Annotated in this window: 14 protein-coding genes and 1 pseudogene; 5 read left to right on the plus strand and 10 right to left on the minus strand. The window is 72.7% G+C overall.

Annotated features, from left to right (window positions below; all coding sequences use genetic code 11):
• Together ACIA5A_RS30255 and ACIA5A_RS30260 are read right to left on the minus strand one after the other, a co-directional pair.
• Positions 1-238: pseudogene (locus ACIA5A_RS30255) on the minus strand (hypothetical protein); the annotation flags it as partial.
• Between the two features lie 212 nt (positions 239-450).
• Complete coding sequence (locus ACIA5A_RS30260) at positions 451-3,375, minus strand: glycoside hydrolase family 9 protein (protein WP_396768087.1); 2,925 nt, start codon at positions 3,373-3,375, stop codon at positions 451-453.
• Between the two features lie 313 nt (positions 3,376-3,688).
• On the opposite strand from ACIA5A_RS30260, the gene ACIA5A_RS30265 reads away from it, so the two are divergent.
• The gene (locus tag ACIA5A_RS30265; RefSeq protein ID WP_396768089.1) at positions 3,689-5,254 is read left to right on the plus strand and encodes an aldehyde dehydrogenase family protein; all 1,566 of its coding nucleotides are present in this window, start codon (positions 3,689-3,691) and stop codon (positions 5,252-5,254) included.
• A gap of 135 nt (positions 5,255-5,389) precedes the next feature.
• On the opposite strand, the gene ACIA5A_RS30270 is transcribed toward ACIA5A_RS30265, so the two are convergent.
• Complete coding sequence (locus ACIA5A_RS30270) at positions 5,390-5,647, minus strand: flavin reductase (RefSeq protein ID WP_396768091.1); 258 nt, start codon at positions 5,645-5,647, stop codon at positions 5,390-5,392.
• Positions 5,647-6,000 carry a hypothetical protein gene (locus tag ACIA5A_RS30275; protein ID WP_396768093.1) on the minus strand — a complete coding sequence of 118 codons (354 nt, stop codon included), beginning with the start codon at positions 5,998-6,000 and terminating at the stop codon, positions 5,647-5,649. Before ACIA5A_RS30275 ends, ACIA5A_RS30270 begins: the two co-directional genes overlap by 1 nt.
• A 243-nt stretch (positions 6,001-6,243) precedes the next feature.
• On the opposite strand from ACIA5A_RS30275, the gene ACIA5A_RS30280 reads away from it, so the two are divergent.
• Together ACIA5A_RS30280 and ACIA5A_RS30285 are read left to right on the plus strand one after the other, a co-directional pair.
• Complete coding sequence (locus tag ACIA5A_RS30280) at positions 6,244-7,044, plus strand: helix-turn-helix transcriptional regulator (protein WP_396768108.1); 801 nt, start codon at positions 6,244-6,246, stop codon at positions 7,042-7,044.
• A complete protein-coding gene (locus tag ACIA5A_RS30285; protein ID WP_396768095.1) occupies positions 7,032-7,226 on the plus strand; it encodes a DUF397 domain-containing protein in 195 nt (64 codons plus the stop codon). The genes ACIA5A_RS30280 and ACIA5A_RS30285 overlap by 13 nt, the downstream gene beginning before the upstream one ends.
• A gap of 659 nt (positions 7,227-7,885) precedes the next feature.
• Here the strand turns inward: ACIA5A_RS30285 and ACIA5A_RS30290 are convergent.
• Complete coding sequence (locus tag ACIA5A_RS30290) at positions 7,886-8,995, minus strand: GNAT family N-acetyltransferase (RefSeq protein ID WP_396768097.1); 1,110 nt, start codon at positions 8,993-8,995, stop codon at positions 7,886-7,888.
• Between the two features lie 81 nt (positions 8,996-9,076).
• Positions 9,077-9,781: an amino acid-binding protein gene (locus tag ACIA5A_RS30295; RefSeq protein WP_396768099.1), complete on the minus strand. Its 705-nt coding sequence runs from the start codon at positions 9,779-9,781 to the stop codon at positions 9,077-9,079.
• 148 nt (positions 9,782-9,929) lie between these two features.
• Here ACIA5A_RS30295 and ACIA5A_RS30300 point away from each other — a divergent pair, with 148 nt between their 5' ends.
• Positions 9,930-11,003, plus strand: coding sequence for a phosphotransferase family protein (locus tag ACIA5A_RS30300; protein WP_396768101.1), 1,074 nt, complete (start codon positions 9,930-9,932; stop codon positions 11,001-11,003).
• Entirely contained in the window at positions 11,004-12,215 is a 1,212-nt protein-coding gene (locus ACIA5A_RS30305) for an acyl-CoA dehydrogenase family protein (RefSeq protein ID WP_396768103.1), read from the plus strand. It begins immediately after the preceding gene.
• A gap of 13 nt (positions 12,216-12,228) precedes the next feature.
• On the opposite strand, the gene ACIA5A_RS30310 is transcribed toward ACIA5A_RS30305, so the two are convergent.
• From ACIA5A_RS30310 to ACIA5A_RS30325, 4 genes are all read right to left on the minus strand, one after another.
• The gene (locus ACIA5A_RS30310; protein WP_181572409.1) at positions 12,229-13,275 is read right to left on the minus strand and encodes a LacI family DNA-binding transcriptional regulator; all 1,047 of its coding nucleotides are present in this window, start codon (positions 13,273-13,275) and stop codon (positions 12,229-12,231) included.
• An 84-nt stretch (positions 13,276-13,359) separates the two neighbouring features.
• A complete protein-coding gene (locus ACIA5A_RS30315) occupies positions 13,360-14,793 on the minus strand; it encodes a GH1 family beta-glucosidase (RefSeq protein WP_396768105.1) in 1,434 nt (477 codons plus the stop codon).
• Positions 14,790-15,686 (minus strand): carbohydrate ABC transporter permease, encoded by an 897-nt coding sequence (locus ACIA5A_RS30320; RefSeq protein WP_181572407.1) that lies wholly within the window; start codon positions 15,684-15,686, stop codon positions 14,790-14,792. Before ACIA5A_RS30320 ends, ACIA5A_RS30315 begins: the two co-directional genes overlap by 4 nt.
• Positions 15,687-15,696: 10 nt before the next feature.
• Positions 15,697-16,674 (minus strand): carbohydrate ABC transporter permease, encoded by a 978-nt coding sequence (locus tag ACIA5A_RS30325; RefSeq protein ID WP_181572406.1) that lies wholly within the window; start codon positions 16,672-16,674, stop codon positions 15,697-15,699.
• Between the last annotated feature and the right edge of the window lie 155 nt (positions 16,675-16,829).

Genomic DNA, 16,829 nt, shown 5'->3' on the forward strand with positions numbered 1-16,829 from the left:
CCGCGATGGTGCTGTACGTCGAGTCGTTCAGCCGGCTCGCCGCGATCGCGGTGCCGAAGTACCGACCGGACTGCGCCGCCGCCGCGCCCAGGGTGCTCGCGGCGGCGTTCGCCGACGGCATCATCACCGCCACCGCGGCGACGGTCACGGCGCTGACCGCGCCGGCGAGCAGCGCTCGGACGGCGGGCGACCGCCGATACCGACTCCCACCGCGCGGGACGGATGGGCTTGTTGCCATCTTGGCCTCCTTGCTGGCCAACACCCGAGCCGTCTGGGCGAGGACGACTGGACGTCGTGGTTGGAATATCTAGCTGTGTCGATGCTTACACCGAGCCTCGGCCCGAACAAAGCGTTTCGGAAAAGTTTCGGAAATGTTTTGGGCCCGGGAGGGCGTGGCGGAGCCGGCCGCCGCACCCGGGCGACCGGCCACGCCACGCCGACGATCGGCGGTCAGGAGACGGTGCAGGCGGCCCCGTTCAGGGTGAAGCCGGTCGGCCTCGGGTTCGCGCCGGTGTGGGTGCCGTTGAAGCCGAAGCTCGTCGACGCCCCGGCCGCCAACGAGCCGTTGTAGGACAGGTTCGAGGCGGTCACCGTCGTGCCGGTCTGGGTGACGTTCGCCGACCAGGCCTGCCCGACCTTCTGCCCGGTGTTGCCGAACGTGAAGACGAGCGTCCAGCCGTTGAGCGCCGTGGTGCCGGTGTTGGTGACGGTAACGTTCGCGGTGAACCCGGTGTCCCAACTGTTCGTCGTCCAGGTCACCGCGCAGCCGCCGCCGGCCGGGGCGGTCGTGGTGGTGACCGTGACGCCGGGCGAGGCCGGCGACACGTTGCCGGCCGCGTCCACCGCGACCACGGTGAAGGTGTACGTGGTGGCGGCGGTCAGCCCGGTCACCGCGAGCGTGGTGCCGGCGGTGGAGCCGACCAGCACCGTCCCACCCCGGTAGACCCGGTACCCGGTGACCCCGACGGCGTCGGTGGCCGGGCCCCAGGTCAGCGTCAGGCCGGTGGCGCCGACCGCGGAGGCGGTGGGCGTGCCGGGCGCGGTCGGCGGAGTGGTGTCCGGCGCCGGGGCCGCGGGCGTGGTGACGGTCAGCGCCGCCGACGCCGTCGACCGGTTGCCGGCGCCGTCGAGCGCGCGCACGGTGAACTGGTACGTCCGCTCGGGCGCCAGCCCGGTGACGGCGAGGGTGGCGCCGCTGGCCGCGGCGACCACCGGGTCGGTTCCGGTCGAGGTCCGGGTCACCTCGTAGCCGGCCAGGCCGCTGCCGCCGGTGTCGGTGGAGGCGGGCCAGGTCAGGGTCAGGCCGGTGGCCGTCACGCCGGACGCGACAGGGGTGCCGGGAGCGGTCGGCGCGGTGGTGTCCGGGGTGGCCGGTCCGGGCTCGTCGCCCCAGACCCGCACGCCGCCGGAGTAGAGCGGCACCTTGCGGTTCGGCCCGGCGGTCGCCTGGTAGGAGGGGTCGTTCGTCGGGTCCCAGGTGCCGCCCTCCGTCACGCCGATCTTGAACTGCACCTCCATCCGGTGCTGCGACTGCCCGGCCGGCGCGATCGTGTAACCGGTGCAGTCGACCTCGACGTACCAGATGTCGCCGCTGAACTGCTTGGCGGCGGACGGCGACGGGCAGCCCTGGGTGTAGCCGGGCGTGACGGTCACCGGGCCGGTGCCGTCCGGCCGGAAGTAGTACCGGAACTTACCGGTGGTCAGCGCCCGGGCCGGGAAGGCCGACTTGTTGTAGATGATCGCCTTGAGCCCGGTGGCCCGCGGCTCGGCCTGCATCACCGTGGTCTCCACGGTCAGCTCGTCCAGGTCCGGCGTCTCGGCGGTCGGGAAGCCGGCGCGCGGGCTGCCGCCGTACTCGTTGGTCAGCCGGGCCAGCGCGGAGGTGAAGCCGGCGTTGTAGTCGGTGGCCACCTCGTTCATCACGTAGTCCGACCGGCTGTCGGTGTAGGCGTCGTTGGCCGACGACGGGCCGCCGACGAGCGCGCCGTAGAGCACGTGCCGGGTCTCGACCGGCACGGTCTGGCTGTCCCACCAGGAGCCGTGCGCGGTGCGGTGGTGCGGGTTCTTCGGCGCGTTGTTGCCGAACCCGATCATGTAGCTGGAGTTGCGCGGGTTGTCGCCGAGCGCGTAGTTGACCTGCCGGACCGCGAAGTCGTGGTAGCGGGCCTTACGGGTCGCGTCGGCGGTCTTGTCGCTGTAGACCAGCGCGGCGAACGAGGTGTTCGCCGCGTAGCGCAGCGCGCCCCAGGAGTCGAGCACCGCCATCCCGCCGGGCGAGTACGGCACCCGCTGCCCGTTCACGCCCACGGTCCAGTAGTCCAGCCACCGGTTGGCGTCGTCCACGTACTTCTGCTTGCCGGTCAGGTTGGCCAGCAGCACGTACGCGCCGAACTGCTTGTTGTCCCAGGCGAGCGTCCACTTGTAGGAGCGGGTGGTGGACTGCGGCTCGGTGCCGAGCTTGTCGTACTCGCTCTCCGCCTTGGCCAGGTAGGTCGCGTCACCGGTGGCCCGGTAGAGCCAGATCGCGCCCCAGACCAGCTCGTCCTGGTAGCCGCTCCACGACTTGTAGAACGAGGCCGCGTCGGTGATGCACTCGCTGTAGGCCTTCCGCACCGTGTCGGCGAACGTGTAGAGCTGCTTGGCGTGGCCGAGCAGCTTGTCCGCGTAGGCGGCGTCGGTCGGCCGGAACACCATCGACGACGCGGCCATCGCGGCCGCCGTCTCGCCGGCCAGGTCCGCGCCGCCACAGCTCGCATCGATCTTGTACGCGGGTCGTGCCATCGGCAGCACCTCGGCCGGCCCCCACCACTTGTGGTCGTCGTCGCCCTTGCCGACCTGTCCGTAGAGGACGTTCGGCGCCGGGTGCGCCTTGACGAAGTAGTCGTTGACGAAGCGCAGGTTGTCGAGCAGGTAGCTGAGCTGGCCGGAGGCGACGTAGCCGTCGCGGTACTCGACCGCGCCCCAGGCCAGCATGGTGGTGCTGAACGCCATCGGGAAGCCGAACTTCACGTGGTCGCCGGCGTCGTACCAGCCGCCGGTGAGGTCGACGCCGACGTCAGCGCCGTCGGTGAGCGCGGAGTCGCCGCGCCAGGAGACCCGGTTCCAGGCGGGCTTGCGGCCGGACTGCTGCGCCTCGTAGAAGAACAGCGACTTCTGCAACGCCTCGGCGTAGTTGAACGCGGGCGCGGCCTGCGCCCCGGCCGGGGCGGCGGCCGGCGCGGCGGCGGCCGGCGCGGCGGCGGCCGGCGCGGCGGCGGCCGGCGCGGCGGCGGCCGGGAGCGGCACGGCGGTGGCCAGCGCGGCCACCAGCGCGGCGCCGGCGGCGAGCAGCCGGCGGGACGGGCGACCGCGCGGCGGCGGGATCGGTCGGGGCATGGCGAGCTCCTGTGGAGGATGGGCTGCCGCACGGCGGCGCGATCGGCGTCGGACGGTGCCGGTCGGGCCGCCGTGCGGCGGTGGTGGTGGGGTGGACCGCGGGGGCGCGGGAGCGCTCCCATGGATGGTTGACAATGTAATCTCGCGCCCGCCCGTTGGGAAGACGACCGCCGCACCACGCCGCGCGATACTCGCCGGTAACTTAGATCACATCTATGCACTGTTGCCCGCCGCGCGACCGGCACGGGACAGTCGCCACATCCAGCGGCGTCATCGACGCCGCCGCTCCCCGGACAACCCTGAGGAGATCGCGATGGCTCTCAGACTCGCCGACGGCACCTTTTGGTCCGACACCCTGAACCGGGCGGTGACCGCCGCCCCGGAGGCCATCACCACCGCCGACGACGGCACCGCCACGCTGCACAACCTCGTCGAGGGGCAGTGGCGGGCGACCGGCACGCCCACCGCGGTCCGCACCCCTGTCGACAACACCGTCCTGGTGAACCTGGCCCGGCTCGACGCCGACGCGGCACGCGCCGCGGTCGCCCACGCCGCGTCCGCGCACCGCGACTGGGCCCGCACCCCGCTCGCCGACCGGACCGCCCGCGTCGTCGAGGCGCTCGACGCGCTCACCGCCCACCGCGACCTGCTCGCCCTGCTGCTGGTCTGGGAGATCGGCAAGCCGTGGCGGCTCGCCTGCGCCGACGTGGACCGGGCGCTCGACGGCGTGCGCTGGTATGTCGGGGAGATCGAGCGGATGCTCGGCGGTGGCCGCGAGCCGCTGCCCGGCCCGGTCAGCAACATCGCCTCCTGGAACTACCCGATGAGCGTGCTGGTGCACGCCGAACTGGTGCAGTTGCTGGCCGGCAACGCGGTCATCGCCAAGACCCCGTCGCAGGGCGGCGCGGTCTGCCTCACCGTCGCGCACGCGCTGATGCGCCGCGCCGGGCTGCCCGCCACGCTGCTCTCCGGCAGCGGCGAGGAGCTGTCCGAGGTGCTGGTCCGCGCGCCGGAGATCGGCGCGGTGGCGTTCGTCGGCGGGCGCTCCAACGGCGGCAAGGTCGCCGCCGCGCTGCTCGACTCCGACAAGCGGCACTTCATCGAGCAGGAAGGGCTCAACGCCTGGGGCGTCTGGGACTTCTCCCAGTGGGACACGCTCGCCGCGCACCTGCGCAAGGGCTTCGAGTACGGCAAGCAGCGCTGCACCGCGTACCCCCGGTTCGTGGTGCAGCGGGACCTGGTCGACGAGTTCCTCGACATGTACCTGCCGGTCGTCCGCTCGATCCGGTTCGGCCACCCGCTCGCGGTCGGCGACGACTGGGCCGCCGGCGACCCGCTGCCCGAGCTGGACTTCGGCCCGCTCATCAGCGCCGCCAAGGCCGACGAGCTGCGGCGCAAGGTGGACGAGGCGGTCCGTGGCGGCGCCGTGCCGCTGCACCGGGGCAAGCTCGACGGGGCGCCGTTCCTGGACGGGCAGGACACCTCCGCGTACGTCGCCCCGGCCGTGCTGCTCGCCCCGCCCGGCCGGTCCCGCCTGATGCACGCCGAACCGTTCGGCCCGGTGGACACCATCGTCGTGGTGGACACCACCGACGAGCTGCTGGCCGCGATGAACGCCTCCAACGGCGCGCTCGTCGCGTCGCTGGCCTGTGACGACGAGGAGCTGGCCGGCAAGCTGGCGGTGGACCTCCAGGCGTTCAAGGTGGGCATCAACAAGCCCCGCTCCCGGGGCGACCGGGACGAGCCGTTCGGCGGCCGGGGCGCCTCCTGGAAGGGCGCCTTCGTCGGCGGGGACCTGCTGGTGCAGGCCGTCACCGTCGGCGGCGACGACCGGCTCTACGGCAACTTCCCCGACCACAGCAGCTACCCAAGCACCTGATCGGTGTAAGGAGGGGCCCCCTGTTAACGCCTCGCGTAGAAGAGGGGCCCCTTCTTAACACGCGGCATGGTTCAGCAGCCGGGGTTGGCGGCGACGCACATCCGCTCGGCCGCCGGGGCGCGTCGGTCGGGCGGGTCAGCCGCGAGGCTCGGCCCAGGCGGTGAAGCGGTCCTCGAGGTCCGCCGGACGCCGGCCGCCGTCCAGCTCGGTCAGTTCCCCGGCCGCCGTCTCGTGCAGGATCAGGAGGTACGCCCTCAGCTCGGCCTTCCGCTCGCGGTAGCGCGCGAGGAGGGTCAGCTTCGCGGTCGAGCACGGCCAGGCCACCCCGCACGCGCGGCAGCGCCAGGTGGGCCGCGACGGGACGTGGTCGGCGGGGCCGGGGCGGCGGGCCATCACACGAGAGCGCCGACGCGCGGGCGGCGCTGCGACACCGGCGGCGGGGTCAGCACCCGCACCCCGCTCCGCCGCAGGAACACGGACCGGCGGGCGGTCGCGTTGCCGTCCGGGCCGAGCTGGTAGACGTCGGCCCACCACCAACCGTCGTACGTCGTCCAGTCCAGCACCCGGATCAGCCGGACCCTGATCGGGCGGGCGAACTGCGGCGACGCCTCCCGGGTCAGGTGCAGGACGTCGCCGGCACGCAGCGCGGGCGCCTCCGGCCGGCGGCGGCACGGAGCGGTCTTCGGCCGTCGCCCGGTCGCGGGACGGGCGTCGTCGGGAATCGGCTTCTCCTCGGGCACGGACACGCCCTCCTCTCGCGTGGAAATGGGAGGGGAACCGCCCCGCGCTGGTGCCTGCCTGACGAGGCGGTCCCCTGACCGACACGGCCGCCGGGTCTCGGGTGGTCCCTGCCGGCCGCGCCGTCTGTCCCCCCACCCTGGACGAACGCCCCTTACGCTCGGAACAGTGATTGCCTGATTGCGGAGTGTGGGGGGCGGACGCGGGTTCCCCAAGAAGTGTGTGGAGCATTGTGGAAGGGCGTGGAAGTCGTGGGAATCTCGCCGTCCGAGTACCTTGTTCGCGAGCTACGGCGTCGGCGCACGGCCGCCGGGCTAACCCGAGCCCAACTTGGCGAGCGGGTCTTCTGCTCGGACTCTCAGGTGAGCGCGATCGAGACAGGAACGAAGCCGCCGACATTGCCGTTTCTTGCCGCCGTAGATAAGGCGCTGGCTACGGGTGGGTACTTCGCGACGCTCTGGGAAGAACTGGTCAAGGGCGATGCTGCGCCGGTATGGCTCCGCGAGTGGATCGAGATCGAACGCGAAGCGACGGCGTTTCGCTGGTACGAACACGCCTTCGTGCCCGGCCTCCTTCAGACCGAGGCGTACGCGCAGGCGACATTCCGCGCGGCGCAAGTGCCGCTGCCGGAACTTGACCAGCGCGTGGCGGCAAGGTTGGAGCGACAGGCAGTCCTCGACCGCGTGCCAGCCCCACGGCTCTTCGTGGTGCTGGACGAGATGGTCGTCCGCCGGGCCTGCGGTGGGCCTGATGTGATGGCCGAGCAGGTCGAGCACCTGATGACCTGCGCGGAGCAGCCCCATATTCAGTTGCGTATCGTGCCGCTGTCCGCTGGCATTTATTCCGGGCTGGCCGGAGCGTTCATCCTGGCTGACCTACCCGACGGATCACGTGCCGGCTACGTCGACAACCAGTTGGCAGCGCAGATCGCAGGGCAGCCGGACCCGGTTGCTAGCCTGGGATTGTCGTGGGACGTGGTCCGGGGCGAAGCCCTCCCGCTCGGGCAGACACTCGACATACTCAAGGAAGCGGCGAAGACATGGACCACATGACGGGTGCTCATTGGCGGAAGTCGTCCCGCTCGTCCACCAACGGCGGGGCCTGCGTGGAGGTTGCCGACAACCTTCCCGGCGTCGTCGGCGTGCGGGACTCGAAGGACCCGACCGGCCCGGCGCTCGCCTTCGAGCCGGCGTCATGGCGGGCGTTCGTCGCCCAGGTCGCCGCGCACGGCTGACCCCACCCGACCCCGGAGAGCGCCCCGGAACCGTGCGGCCCAGGGTGAACCTTTGCCGATCCGGGACTTGCAGCACCTCCGATTCACGCGAATCGATATTCTTCCGGCCCCACAAGTCCAGGATCGACGAAGCCCACAACTCAAGCCCGCCGCACTTCCAAGTCGAGCGGTTGATCATGAAGTTGACGGCGATGTCGATCTCCCTTGATGCCGCTAACTTCATGATCATCTCACCGTCCTGCCGCTCATCGCCCATCGGAGCCCTCGCCTTCCCGGCGTTGTAGCGTGCGGGACTCGAAGGAGCCGACGCCCGCCGTCGAACCGGCGTGCCGGCAGGCGTTCGTCGCCCAGGTCGCCGCGCGCGGCTGACCTGATCGGCCACAAGGGAGCCCGGACCCGTGCGGCCCGGGGCGCTCTCCCGTGTCGGGCGACCGGCATCCGGCGGGCGGGCGGGTGGCGGCGGACGAACCGTCGTCCACCTCCCGCCCGGGTACACAAACGGGGCCCCCGCACCGGAGGCCCCGTTCGTGTCACCGTCCCCCGCATCGGAGGTCGGTCAGGGTGGCGCCGGGAGGCGCCGGTTGCGACCCTCCGCCCGGTCCCGCGACGTGCCGCGCCGTTGCGGCTCGCCCCGGGGGCCCGGCCGGACGGCCGTGAGATCAGATCGGACCCGACCGCTGGCTCGGCAAGCCCTGACCGGCCGGCGCCGGCCCCGCGACGTGACCGGCCGGGGACGCCGGAACAGGCGCCAGCGGCACGGTCGCGGTCAGCAGGGCGCCGTCGCGCTCCACGGTCGCCGGCCGGTCCAGCCGGCGCAGCGTCCGCAGCATCGGCGTGTTCTCGGCCTGCACGTGCAGCAGCACCGCGGCGTAGCCGGCCCGGTCGGCGTGGCCGACCAGGCGGCGCAGCAGCGCCGAGCCGAGACCCCGACGCTGCCAGTCGTCGCGGACCAGCAGCGCCGCCTCGGCCTCGTCGCCCTCGCCGAGCAGGTTGGCCATCGCCACCACCGGCTCCGCCGCCCCGCCGGAGCCGGTGGTGACGAGCAGCGTCGTCCCCCGGGCCGGCTCCAGGAGCCGGCGCAGCCGGGCCGGCGACGGGTCCGCCGCCCCGCTCAGGTAACGCCGCTGCCGGCTCCGCGCCGAACAGCAGGCGTGCAGCTCGCGTACGGCCGGCACGTCGTCGGCGGTGGCCTGCCGCACGGACACCTCGGCGCCGTCCGGCAGCACCAGGGTCTCCCGGTCGACGTCCCGGCGCCCCAGTGTCGCCGCCAGTTCGACAAGTGCCTGCGCCCGGGCGTACTCGGCCGGGGTGAAGCTCGGCTCCCGGCGGCGCAGCTCGTAGGCGCCGCCCGCCGGATCGGCGAGCAGCATGGTGGTGCCGCCCACGCCACCCGGCTCGGCGGCGGACGTGGGCCGCCAGGTCACCGTGTCGGCGCCGAGCAGCGTCCGCAGCGTCGCGCCGGCCGCCTCCGGGTCGCGGACCAGCCGGGCGGCCAGCCCGAGCACCCGGGTCGGCTCGTCGGCCAGCCCGCGCGCCTCGCTGCGCGCCACCCAGCAGTCCCGGCCCCGGCCCCGCTCCACCGCCGCCCGCAGCTCGGCCTCGGTGACCTGCTCCGGGGCGTCGACCAGGAAGTCGTCGACCGCACCGACCTCGGTGGTGTGCACCTGCACGGTGAGGATGTTGACCCCGCGCAACGCGAGGCTCGCCGTGAGCACCGACAGGTAGCCCGGTCGGTCGTCCACGGTGGCCCGGATCCGCCACAGCGTCATGGTTGTCTCCCTTCCTCACCACCGACCATGCCGGTCGGCTGTTGCGCGCCCGTTGCCCCCCGGTGACGGGCCGCCGTCGGCTCAGGTGATCGTGGTCACCGGCGGCGCGCCCACCAGGTCGAGCCGGTCGCCGAGGATCACCGCGCTGGCGCGGACCAACTGGGCGAGCCGGTCCACCTCGGTGGAGTGGAACGCGGCGGCGGAGAGCGGCTCGCTGTGGTCGCGGGAGACCACCAGCACCAGGCCGGCCCGGCCGAACGGCGCCACCGCGTAGTGGTGCCCGTCCGGGCTGGTCATCGCACGGGCCCGCAGCGGCGTCACCTCGGGCAGCCGGGGCGGCGCCGGCGCCCGCCAGCTCGCGTGCCCCACGGTGGCCGAGCCGCATTCACCGCTGCGTGAGGCCCAGTCGAGCGGGACCATCGCGGCCACCGCCCAGTCGGCGGCGAGCAGCCCCGGCACCGCGTCGACGAGCGTGGCCACCCCGTCGGTCGGGTTCGCCGCCACCTGGGCGAGCAGTTCCGCGTCCTGGCCGGTGGTGGTCGGCGCGCCGATCGCCCGCCACACCCCGTCCACCCGGACGCCGGGGATCGCGGCCAGACCGGCGAGCAGTCGCTCCACCCGCGCCGCGCCGGGCCAGACCACGGTGAAGTCGTCCACCGCCCGGCCGCCGAGCCGCTCCAGCACCACCACCTGGACGATGTCGGCGCCGGAGACGCCGAGTGTCCGGGCCACCTGGCCGAGCGTGCCCGGTCGGTCCGGCAGGGTCACCCGAACTCTCAGCAACATGTCTGATCCCCTCCGCTCGGCGGGCCGGCGACGGCCGGCAGGCTGGGGCCCAGCCTGCCGGCTGACCATTTCGTCCCCGTTGCCGCGCCATGTCCCGCCGGGAAAATCCGACCTTGACAACAAAGCTGAGCTGCCATCAACTATCCGGATGACCGATCCGGCCGTCGACGCCGCCCGGCCCCCGACCGGTCCGGCCCCCCGCGGGCTCGACCTCGACCGGCTCGCCGCTCACCTGGCGACGCACCGGCCGGAGCTGGCCGGGCCGCTGTCCGCGCGGCTGATCGCCGGCGGCAAGTCCAACCTGACCTACCTGCTGCGCGCCGGCGACCGCGAGGTGGTGCTGCGCCGGCCCCCGCTCGGGCACGTGCTGGCCACCGCGCACGACATGGCCCGGGAACACCGGGTGATCTCGGCGCTGGCCCCGACCGGCGTGCCGGTCCCGGAGGCGCTGCTGCTCTGCGCCGACGACAGCGTGATCGGCGCGCCGTTCTACCTGATGGCCAAGGTCGACGGCGAGGTCTACCGACGGCGGGCGCAGACCGACGCGCTCACCGCCGAGCAGCGGCGCGACCTCGCCCTGGCGATGATGGACACGCTCGCCACGCTGCACCGGGTGGAGCCCGCCGAGGTCGGGCTCGCCGACTTCGGTCGCCCGGACGGCTACCTGGCCCGGCAGGTCCGCCGCTGGGCCGGCCAGCTCGACCGCTCCCGCAGCCGCCCGCTGCCCGGCGTCGACGAGCTGCGCGACGCGCTCGCCGGCAGCGTGCCGGAGGGGGCGAACGCGGGCCGGATCGTGCACGGCGACTACCGGCTCGACAACCTGCTCGCCGCCGTCGACCCGGTGGCGGTGCGGGCCGTGCTCGACTGGGAGATGGCCACGCTCGGCGACCCGCTCGCCGACCTCGGCCTGCTGCTCACCTACTGGGACGTGCTGGGCGACAGCGAGCACGCCGAGGGCAACCCGGTGGCCGACGGCATCGGCCCCCGCGCCGGCTTCCCCACCGGGGCCGAGCTGATCGACCGCTACGCCGGGCGCAGCGACGTGGACGTCGGCCCGCTGCACTGGCACGTGGCGCTCGGCTGCTTCAAGCTGGCGGTGATCTGCGAGGGCATCCACTACCGCCACACCCTCGGGCAGACGTTGGGCGAGGGCTTCGACCGGATCGGCGAGATGGTGGCGCCGCTTGTCGCGCACGGTCTGCACGCGGTGAGGGAGAGATAGATGGAGTTCGCGTACGACGACCGGACGGTCGAGCTGCGGCAGCGGCTGGAGGCGTTCCTCACCGAGTGCGTGCTCCCGGCCGAGCCGGTGCACCACGAGCAGGTGCTGGCCGCCGGTGACCCGTGGGCCCGCCCGCCGGTGATGGACGAGTTGAAGGCCGAGGCCCGGGCCCGCGGCCTGTGGAACCTGTTCCTGCCGGACGCGCGCTACGGCGCCGGCCTGACCAACCTCCAGTACGCGCCGCTGGCCGAGCTGACCGGGCGCAGCCCGCACCTCGCCCCGGAGGCGCTGAACTGCGCCGCGCCGGACACCGGCAACATGGAGCTGCTGGCCGAGTTCGGCTCCGACGCGCAGCGGGACCGCTGGCTCGCGCCGCTGCTCGCCGGCGACATCCGCTCCGCGTTCTGCATGACCGAGCCGGAGGTCGCCTCCTCGGACGCGACGAACATCGCCACCCGGATCACCCGCGACGGCGACCACTACGTCGTCGACGGCCGCAAGTGGTGGTCGTCCGGCGCGATGGACCCGCGCTGCGAGATCTTCATCGTGATGGGCAAGACCGACCCGGACGCCGACCGGCACCGCCAGCAGAGCATGATCCTGGTCCCCCGGGACACCCCGGGCGTGACGGTACGGCGCGGGATGACCGTCTTCGGCTACTCCGACGCCCCGCACGGCGGGCACGCCGAGATCGACTTCTCGGGCGTCCGGGTGCCGGCGGAGAACCTGGTCGGCGCCGAGGGCACCGGCTTCGCCATCGCCCAGGCAAGGCTCGGCCCGGGCCGGATCCACCACTGCATGCGGCTGGTCGGCATGGCCGAGCGGGCGTTGGAGCTGCTCTGCCGGCGTGCCCTCGACCGGGTCGCGTTCGGCCGCCCGCTCGCCGAGCAGGGCGTGGTGCGGGAGTGGATCGCCGAGTCCCGGGTCCGGATCGAGCAGGCCCGGCTGCTGGTGCTCAAGACCGCGTGGCTGATGGACACCGTCGGCAACAAGGGCGCGCACACCGAGATCCAGGCCATCAAGATCGCCACGCCGGCGATGGCCGAGTGGGTGATCGACAAGGCGATCCAGGCGTACGGCGGGGCCGGCGTCAGCCAGGACACCCCGCTCGCCGCGCTCTGGGCCCAGGCCCGCACGCTGCGCCTCGCCGACGGACCGGACGAGGTGCACCGGGCGTCGCTGGCCCGGCGGGAGCTGCGCCGCTGGTCCTGACCGGTCCGGCGGCTCAGGCCGAGGCGCGGCGGATCAGCTCGGTGTCCAGTAGCACGTGCGGCGAGGGCACCTCGTCGCCGCGGATGCGCGAGACCAGCAGGCGGGCCATCTGCCGGCCCATCTCCTCCACCGGCTGGAACACGGTGGTCAGCGGCGGCTCTGCCTGGCGGGCGATCGGGGCGTCGTCGAAGCCGATCACCGCGACGTCCTCCGGCACCCGGCGGCCGGCTTCGCGCAGCGCGCGCAACGCGCCGAAGGCCATCAGGTCGGAGGCGACGAAGACGGCGTCCAGGTCCGGGCAGGCGTCCAGCAGCCGGCGCATCGCCGCGGTGCCGCTGCCCTCGCTGAAGTCCCCGTACGCGATCAGGCCCGACTCGACCGCGTTGCCGGCGGCCCGCACCGCCTCCCGGTAGCCGGAGAGCCGGGCCAGGCCCGCGCCCATGTCCTGCGGGCCGGCGATGGTGGCGACCCGCCGCCGCCCCTGGACGAACAGGTGCTCCACCGCCCGCCGGGCGCCGCCCACGTTGTCCACGTCGACGAACCACGCCGGCTGGGCGTTCGGGTGCAGCATCCGGGCCGGCCGGCCACCGAGCACCGCGGGCAGGCCGCGCTCCTCCAGCAGCGTGGGCAGCGGGTCGGAGTCGTGCAGGGAGAGCAGCAGCACGCCGTCCACGTGCTGGTTGGTCAGGTGGTGCTCGACCCGCTCCCGCTCGATCGGCGACTGCACCATGGCCAGCCAGAGCTGCATCGGCGTCTCCAGCAGCCCGGAGCTGACGCCGCGGACGATCGCCGCGAAGAACGGCTCGGTGAAGACCCGCTCCCCCGACTCGGAGACCACCAGGGCCACCGAGTCGGTGCGCTGGGTGACCAGCGCCCGGGCGGCCCGGTTGGGCACGTACCCCAGCTCGGCGATGGCCTGCTGGACGGCGGCCCGGGCCTCCGGACTGACCTGCGGCGAGCCGTTGACCACGCGGGAGACCGTGCCGCGCCCGACGCCGGCGCGGGCCGCGACCGCGTCGAGGGTCGGGCGCCCGAGCGAGCGGGTGCGCTGCGTTGTCATCGTCTGTGCTCCTCCGACGGGCGGGCGGGCCCGGCACCGGTTGAGGCTCCGGTGCCGGGGCCGCCCGTTACTGGCTGGCCCAGCTTATTGTGCGGCCAGGCCGTTGCGTCGGATCACGTCGGCGTACCACCTGGCGCTGGACTTCGCGATCCGGGCCTGAGTGTCGTAGTCGACATAGACCATGCCGAACCGCTTCGTGTAGCCCCAGGCCCACTCGAAGTTGTCCATCAGTGACCAGGCGAAGTAGCCCTTCAGCGGCACCCCGGCCTCGATCGCGGCGTGCGCCGCGCGCAGGTGCGCGGCGAAGTAGCCCAGCCGGTCCGGGTCGTCGACCCGGCCGTCGACCAGCTCGTCGACGAACGCCGAGCCGTTCTCGGTGACGTAGAGCGGCAGGTCGGTGTATTCCCGGTGGACCCGCTCCAGCGTCTCGGTCAGGCCGGGAGCGTCGATCTCCCAGTCCATGTCGGTCACCGGGACGCCCCGGGTGACGAACCGCACGTCCTCGCTGCCCGGCCAGCAGGACGGCGCCCGCCAGTAGGGCTCCGGCTCGCCGCCCTCGACCGGCGCGGCGACCACGTGCCGGCTGTAGTAGTTGACCCCGACCATGTCCAGCGGCGTGGAGATGGTCTTCAGGTCGCCGTCGCGGACGTGCCCGAGGTCGGTCACGCCGCGCAGGTCGGCGACCAGGTCCGCCGGGTACTCGCCACGCAGCACCGGGTCGAGGAAGAAGCGGTTGGCCAGCGCGTCGATCCGGCGGGCCGCGTCCGCGTCGGCCGCCGAGCCGGTGGCCGGGGTGACCGGGTAGAGGTTCACCGTGATGCCCAGCTCCGCCTGCGGGCGGGACGCCCGCACCGCCTGCACGGCCAGGCCGTGCCCGAGCATCAGGTGGTGCCCGGCCCGGACCGCGTCCGCGCCGTCCGACCGGCCCGGCGCGTGCACGCCCGAGCCGTAGCCGAGGAACGCCGAGCACCACGGCTCGTTCAGGGTGGTGAAGTATTTCACCCGGTCGCCGAGCTCGTCGGCGATGAGCTGCGCGTACTCGGCGAACCGGCCGGCGGTGTCGCGGGCCGGCCAGCCGCCGGCGTCCTCCAGCGGCTGGGGCAGGTCCCAGTGGTAGAGCGTCACCCACGGCTCGATGCCGTGACCGAGCAGCTCGTCGACCAGGCGGCGGTAGAAGTCCAACCCCTCCTGGTTGGCCGCGCCGGAGCCACCCGGCTGCACCCGGGGCCAGGAGATGGAGAACCGGTAGGACCGCAGCCCCAGGTCGGCCATCAGCCGCACGTCGTCCGGCATCCGGTGGTAGTGGTCGCAGGCCACGTCGCCGGTGTGCCCGGCCACCGTCCGACCCTCGGTGTGGCTGAAGGTGTCCCAGATCGACGGCGTGCGGCCACCCTCCGCCGAGGCGCCCTCGATCTGGTACGCGGCGGTCGCCGCGCCCCAGAGGAAGCCGGGCGGGAAGGTCACGGCCGGGCCCTCGTCGAGGACGCCGACGGCGGGCGGGCTGGCTGGGTTGCTCACGACTTGACGGCGCCTTCCATGATGCCGCCGATGATCTGGCGGCCGAACAGAACGAACACGATGAACAGGGGCAGGGTCGCGATCAACGTACCGGCGAAGATCTGCGAGTTGTCGGCGAAGTAGGCGGTGTTCAGGCTGCGCAGCGAGATCTGGACCGTCGGGTTGGACGGGTCGGCCAGCACCACGAACGGCCAGAAGAACTGGTTCCACTGTTCCATGAAGGTCAGCAGGCCCAGCACCGCGGCGGCGGGACGCAGCGCGGGCATCACCACGTGCCAGTAGACCTTCCAGGTGGAACAGCCGTCCACCCGGGCGGCCTCGATCAGCTCGTTCGGTACCGCCTGCTCGGCGTACTGGCGCATCATGAAGATCCCGAAGCCGCCGATGAGGAACGGCACGGTGACCGACGGCATGGTGTTCAGCCAGTCGAGCTTCGCCATCAGGATGTAGAGCGGGAGCACGCCGAGCTGGATCGGCACCATCATCGAGGCGAGGATGATCAGCAGCAGCGCGTTCTTGCCCCGGAACCGGAGCTTGGCGAACGCGAAGCCGGCGAGCGAGCCGAAGAACACCGTGGCGACGGTGATCGTCCCGGAGACCAGGAACGAGTTCATCAGGCCCTTGACGACGTTGGCGTCGCCGTTGGCCAGCACCCGTTCGATGTTCTCGCCGAGCTTGCCGCCGGGCAGGAACGGCGGCGGCCAGGAGTTGGCCGCATCGTTGGTCCGCGAGGCGATCACGATCATCCAGTAGAACGGGAACAGCGACAGGATCACCCCGAGGACCAGCCCGAACCAGGTCAGCGGGCTGGCCTTCCAGAGCCGCTCGGCCTGGTGGGTGGCCCTGGCCGGCGCGGTCGGCCGGGTGGGCGGACGAAGCGTGGTGGTCGTCATCTCGTCACCTTCACTTGTCGGAGCTGATGCGTCGGGCCAGCAGGTAGTTGACCGTCGACATCAACGCGATGAGCACGAAGAGCACGAGCGCGACCGCCCCGGCGTAGCCCCACCGGAAGCGCTGGTTCATCACGTCGAGCAGGTACATCGTGATGGTCTGGAACTGGCCCTCGGAGCCGCCGGAGAGGCCACCGGAGCCGCTGGTGAACAGCAGCGGCTCGGTGAAGAGCTGGAGGCCGCCGATGGTCGAGATGATCAGCGTGAAGATGATCGTGGGGCGTAGCTGCGGGACGGTGATCGACCAGAACTGGCGTCGCCGGGAGGCGCCGTCCAGCGCCGCGGCCTCGTACATGTCCTTGCTGATCGACTGCATGGCGGCCAGGTAGATCAGCGCGTTGTAGCCGACCCAGCGCCAGTCGACCATGGTGGAGATGGCGAACCAGGAGGCGAAGCGGTTCGCCCGCCAGTCGATCGGGTCCAGGCCGACGCTGTCGAGCAGCCAGTTGACCAGGCCGAAGTCCTTGGCGTAGATCATCGAGAAGATCAGCGCGACCACCGCGGTGGAGGTGATGATCGGCATCGCGATGGCCATCCGGAAGAAGGTCTGCGCGCGCAGCTTCCGGTTCAGCGCGTTGGCCAGCATGAGCGCCAGCATGAGCTGGGGCACGGTGGAGAGCACGAACATGCCGAACGTGTTCACCACCGCGTTCCAGAACTGCGGGTCCTCGGTGATCAGTTCGACGAAGTTGTCCAGCCCGACGAACGAGATCGTCGCGTTCAGCGGGGACCGGTCGGTCAGCGCGATCCAGACCGTGTAGGCGATCGGGTACGCGCTGAACACCGCGAAGATCAGGAAGAACGGCAGCACGTACAGGTACGGCGAGTACTTCAGGTCCAGCTTGGTGGCCGAGCTGGCGCGGCGGTGCGAGGTGCGGGCGCGCGGCGGGCGGGGCTCGGGCGGCGCCGTGGCGTGCAGGTCGAGGCTCATCAGGAGTCCTTCTCCTCAGCCGGCGTCACCCGCCACACGGGTGACGCCGGGCTCTGCGGGCACCGCGGGGTGGGGGAGGGGCGGGGGGAAAGCGGCGGCGCCCCGGCGGTTAGAGCCGCCGGGCCGCCGCGGGGGGGGCCACTGGCACGGGCACC

This window comes from Micromonospora sp. NPDC051300 (assembly GCF_044455315.1).
In the GTDB taxonomy this organism is placed as follows: domain Bacteria; phylum Actinomycetota; class Actinomycetes; order Mycobacteriales; family Micromonosporaceae; genus Micromonospora; species Micromonospora robiginosa.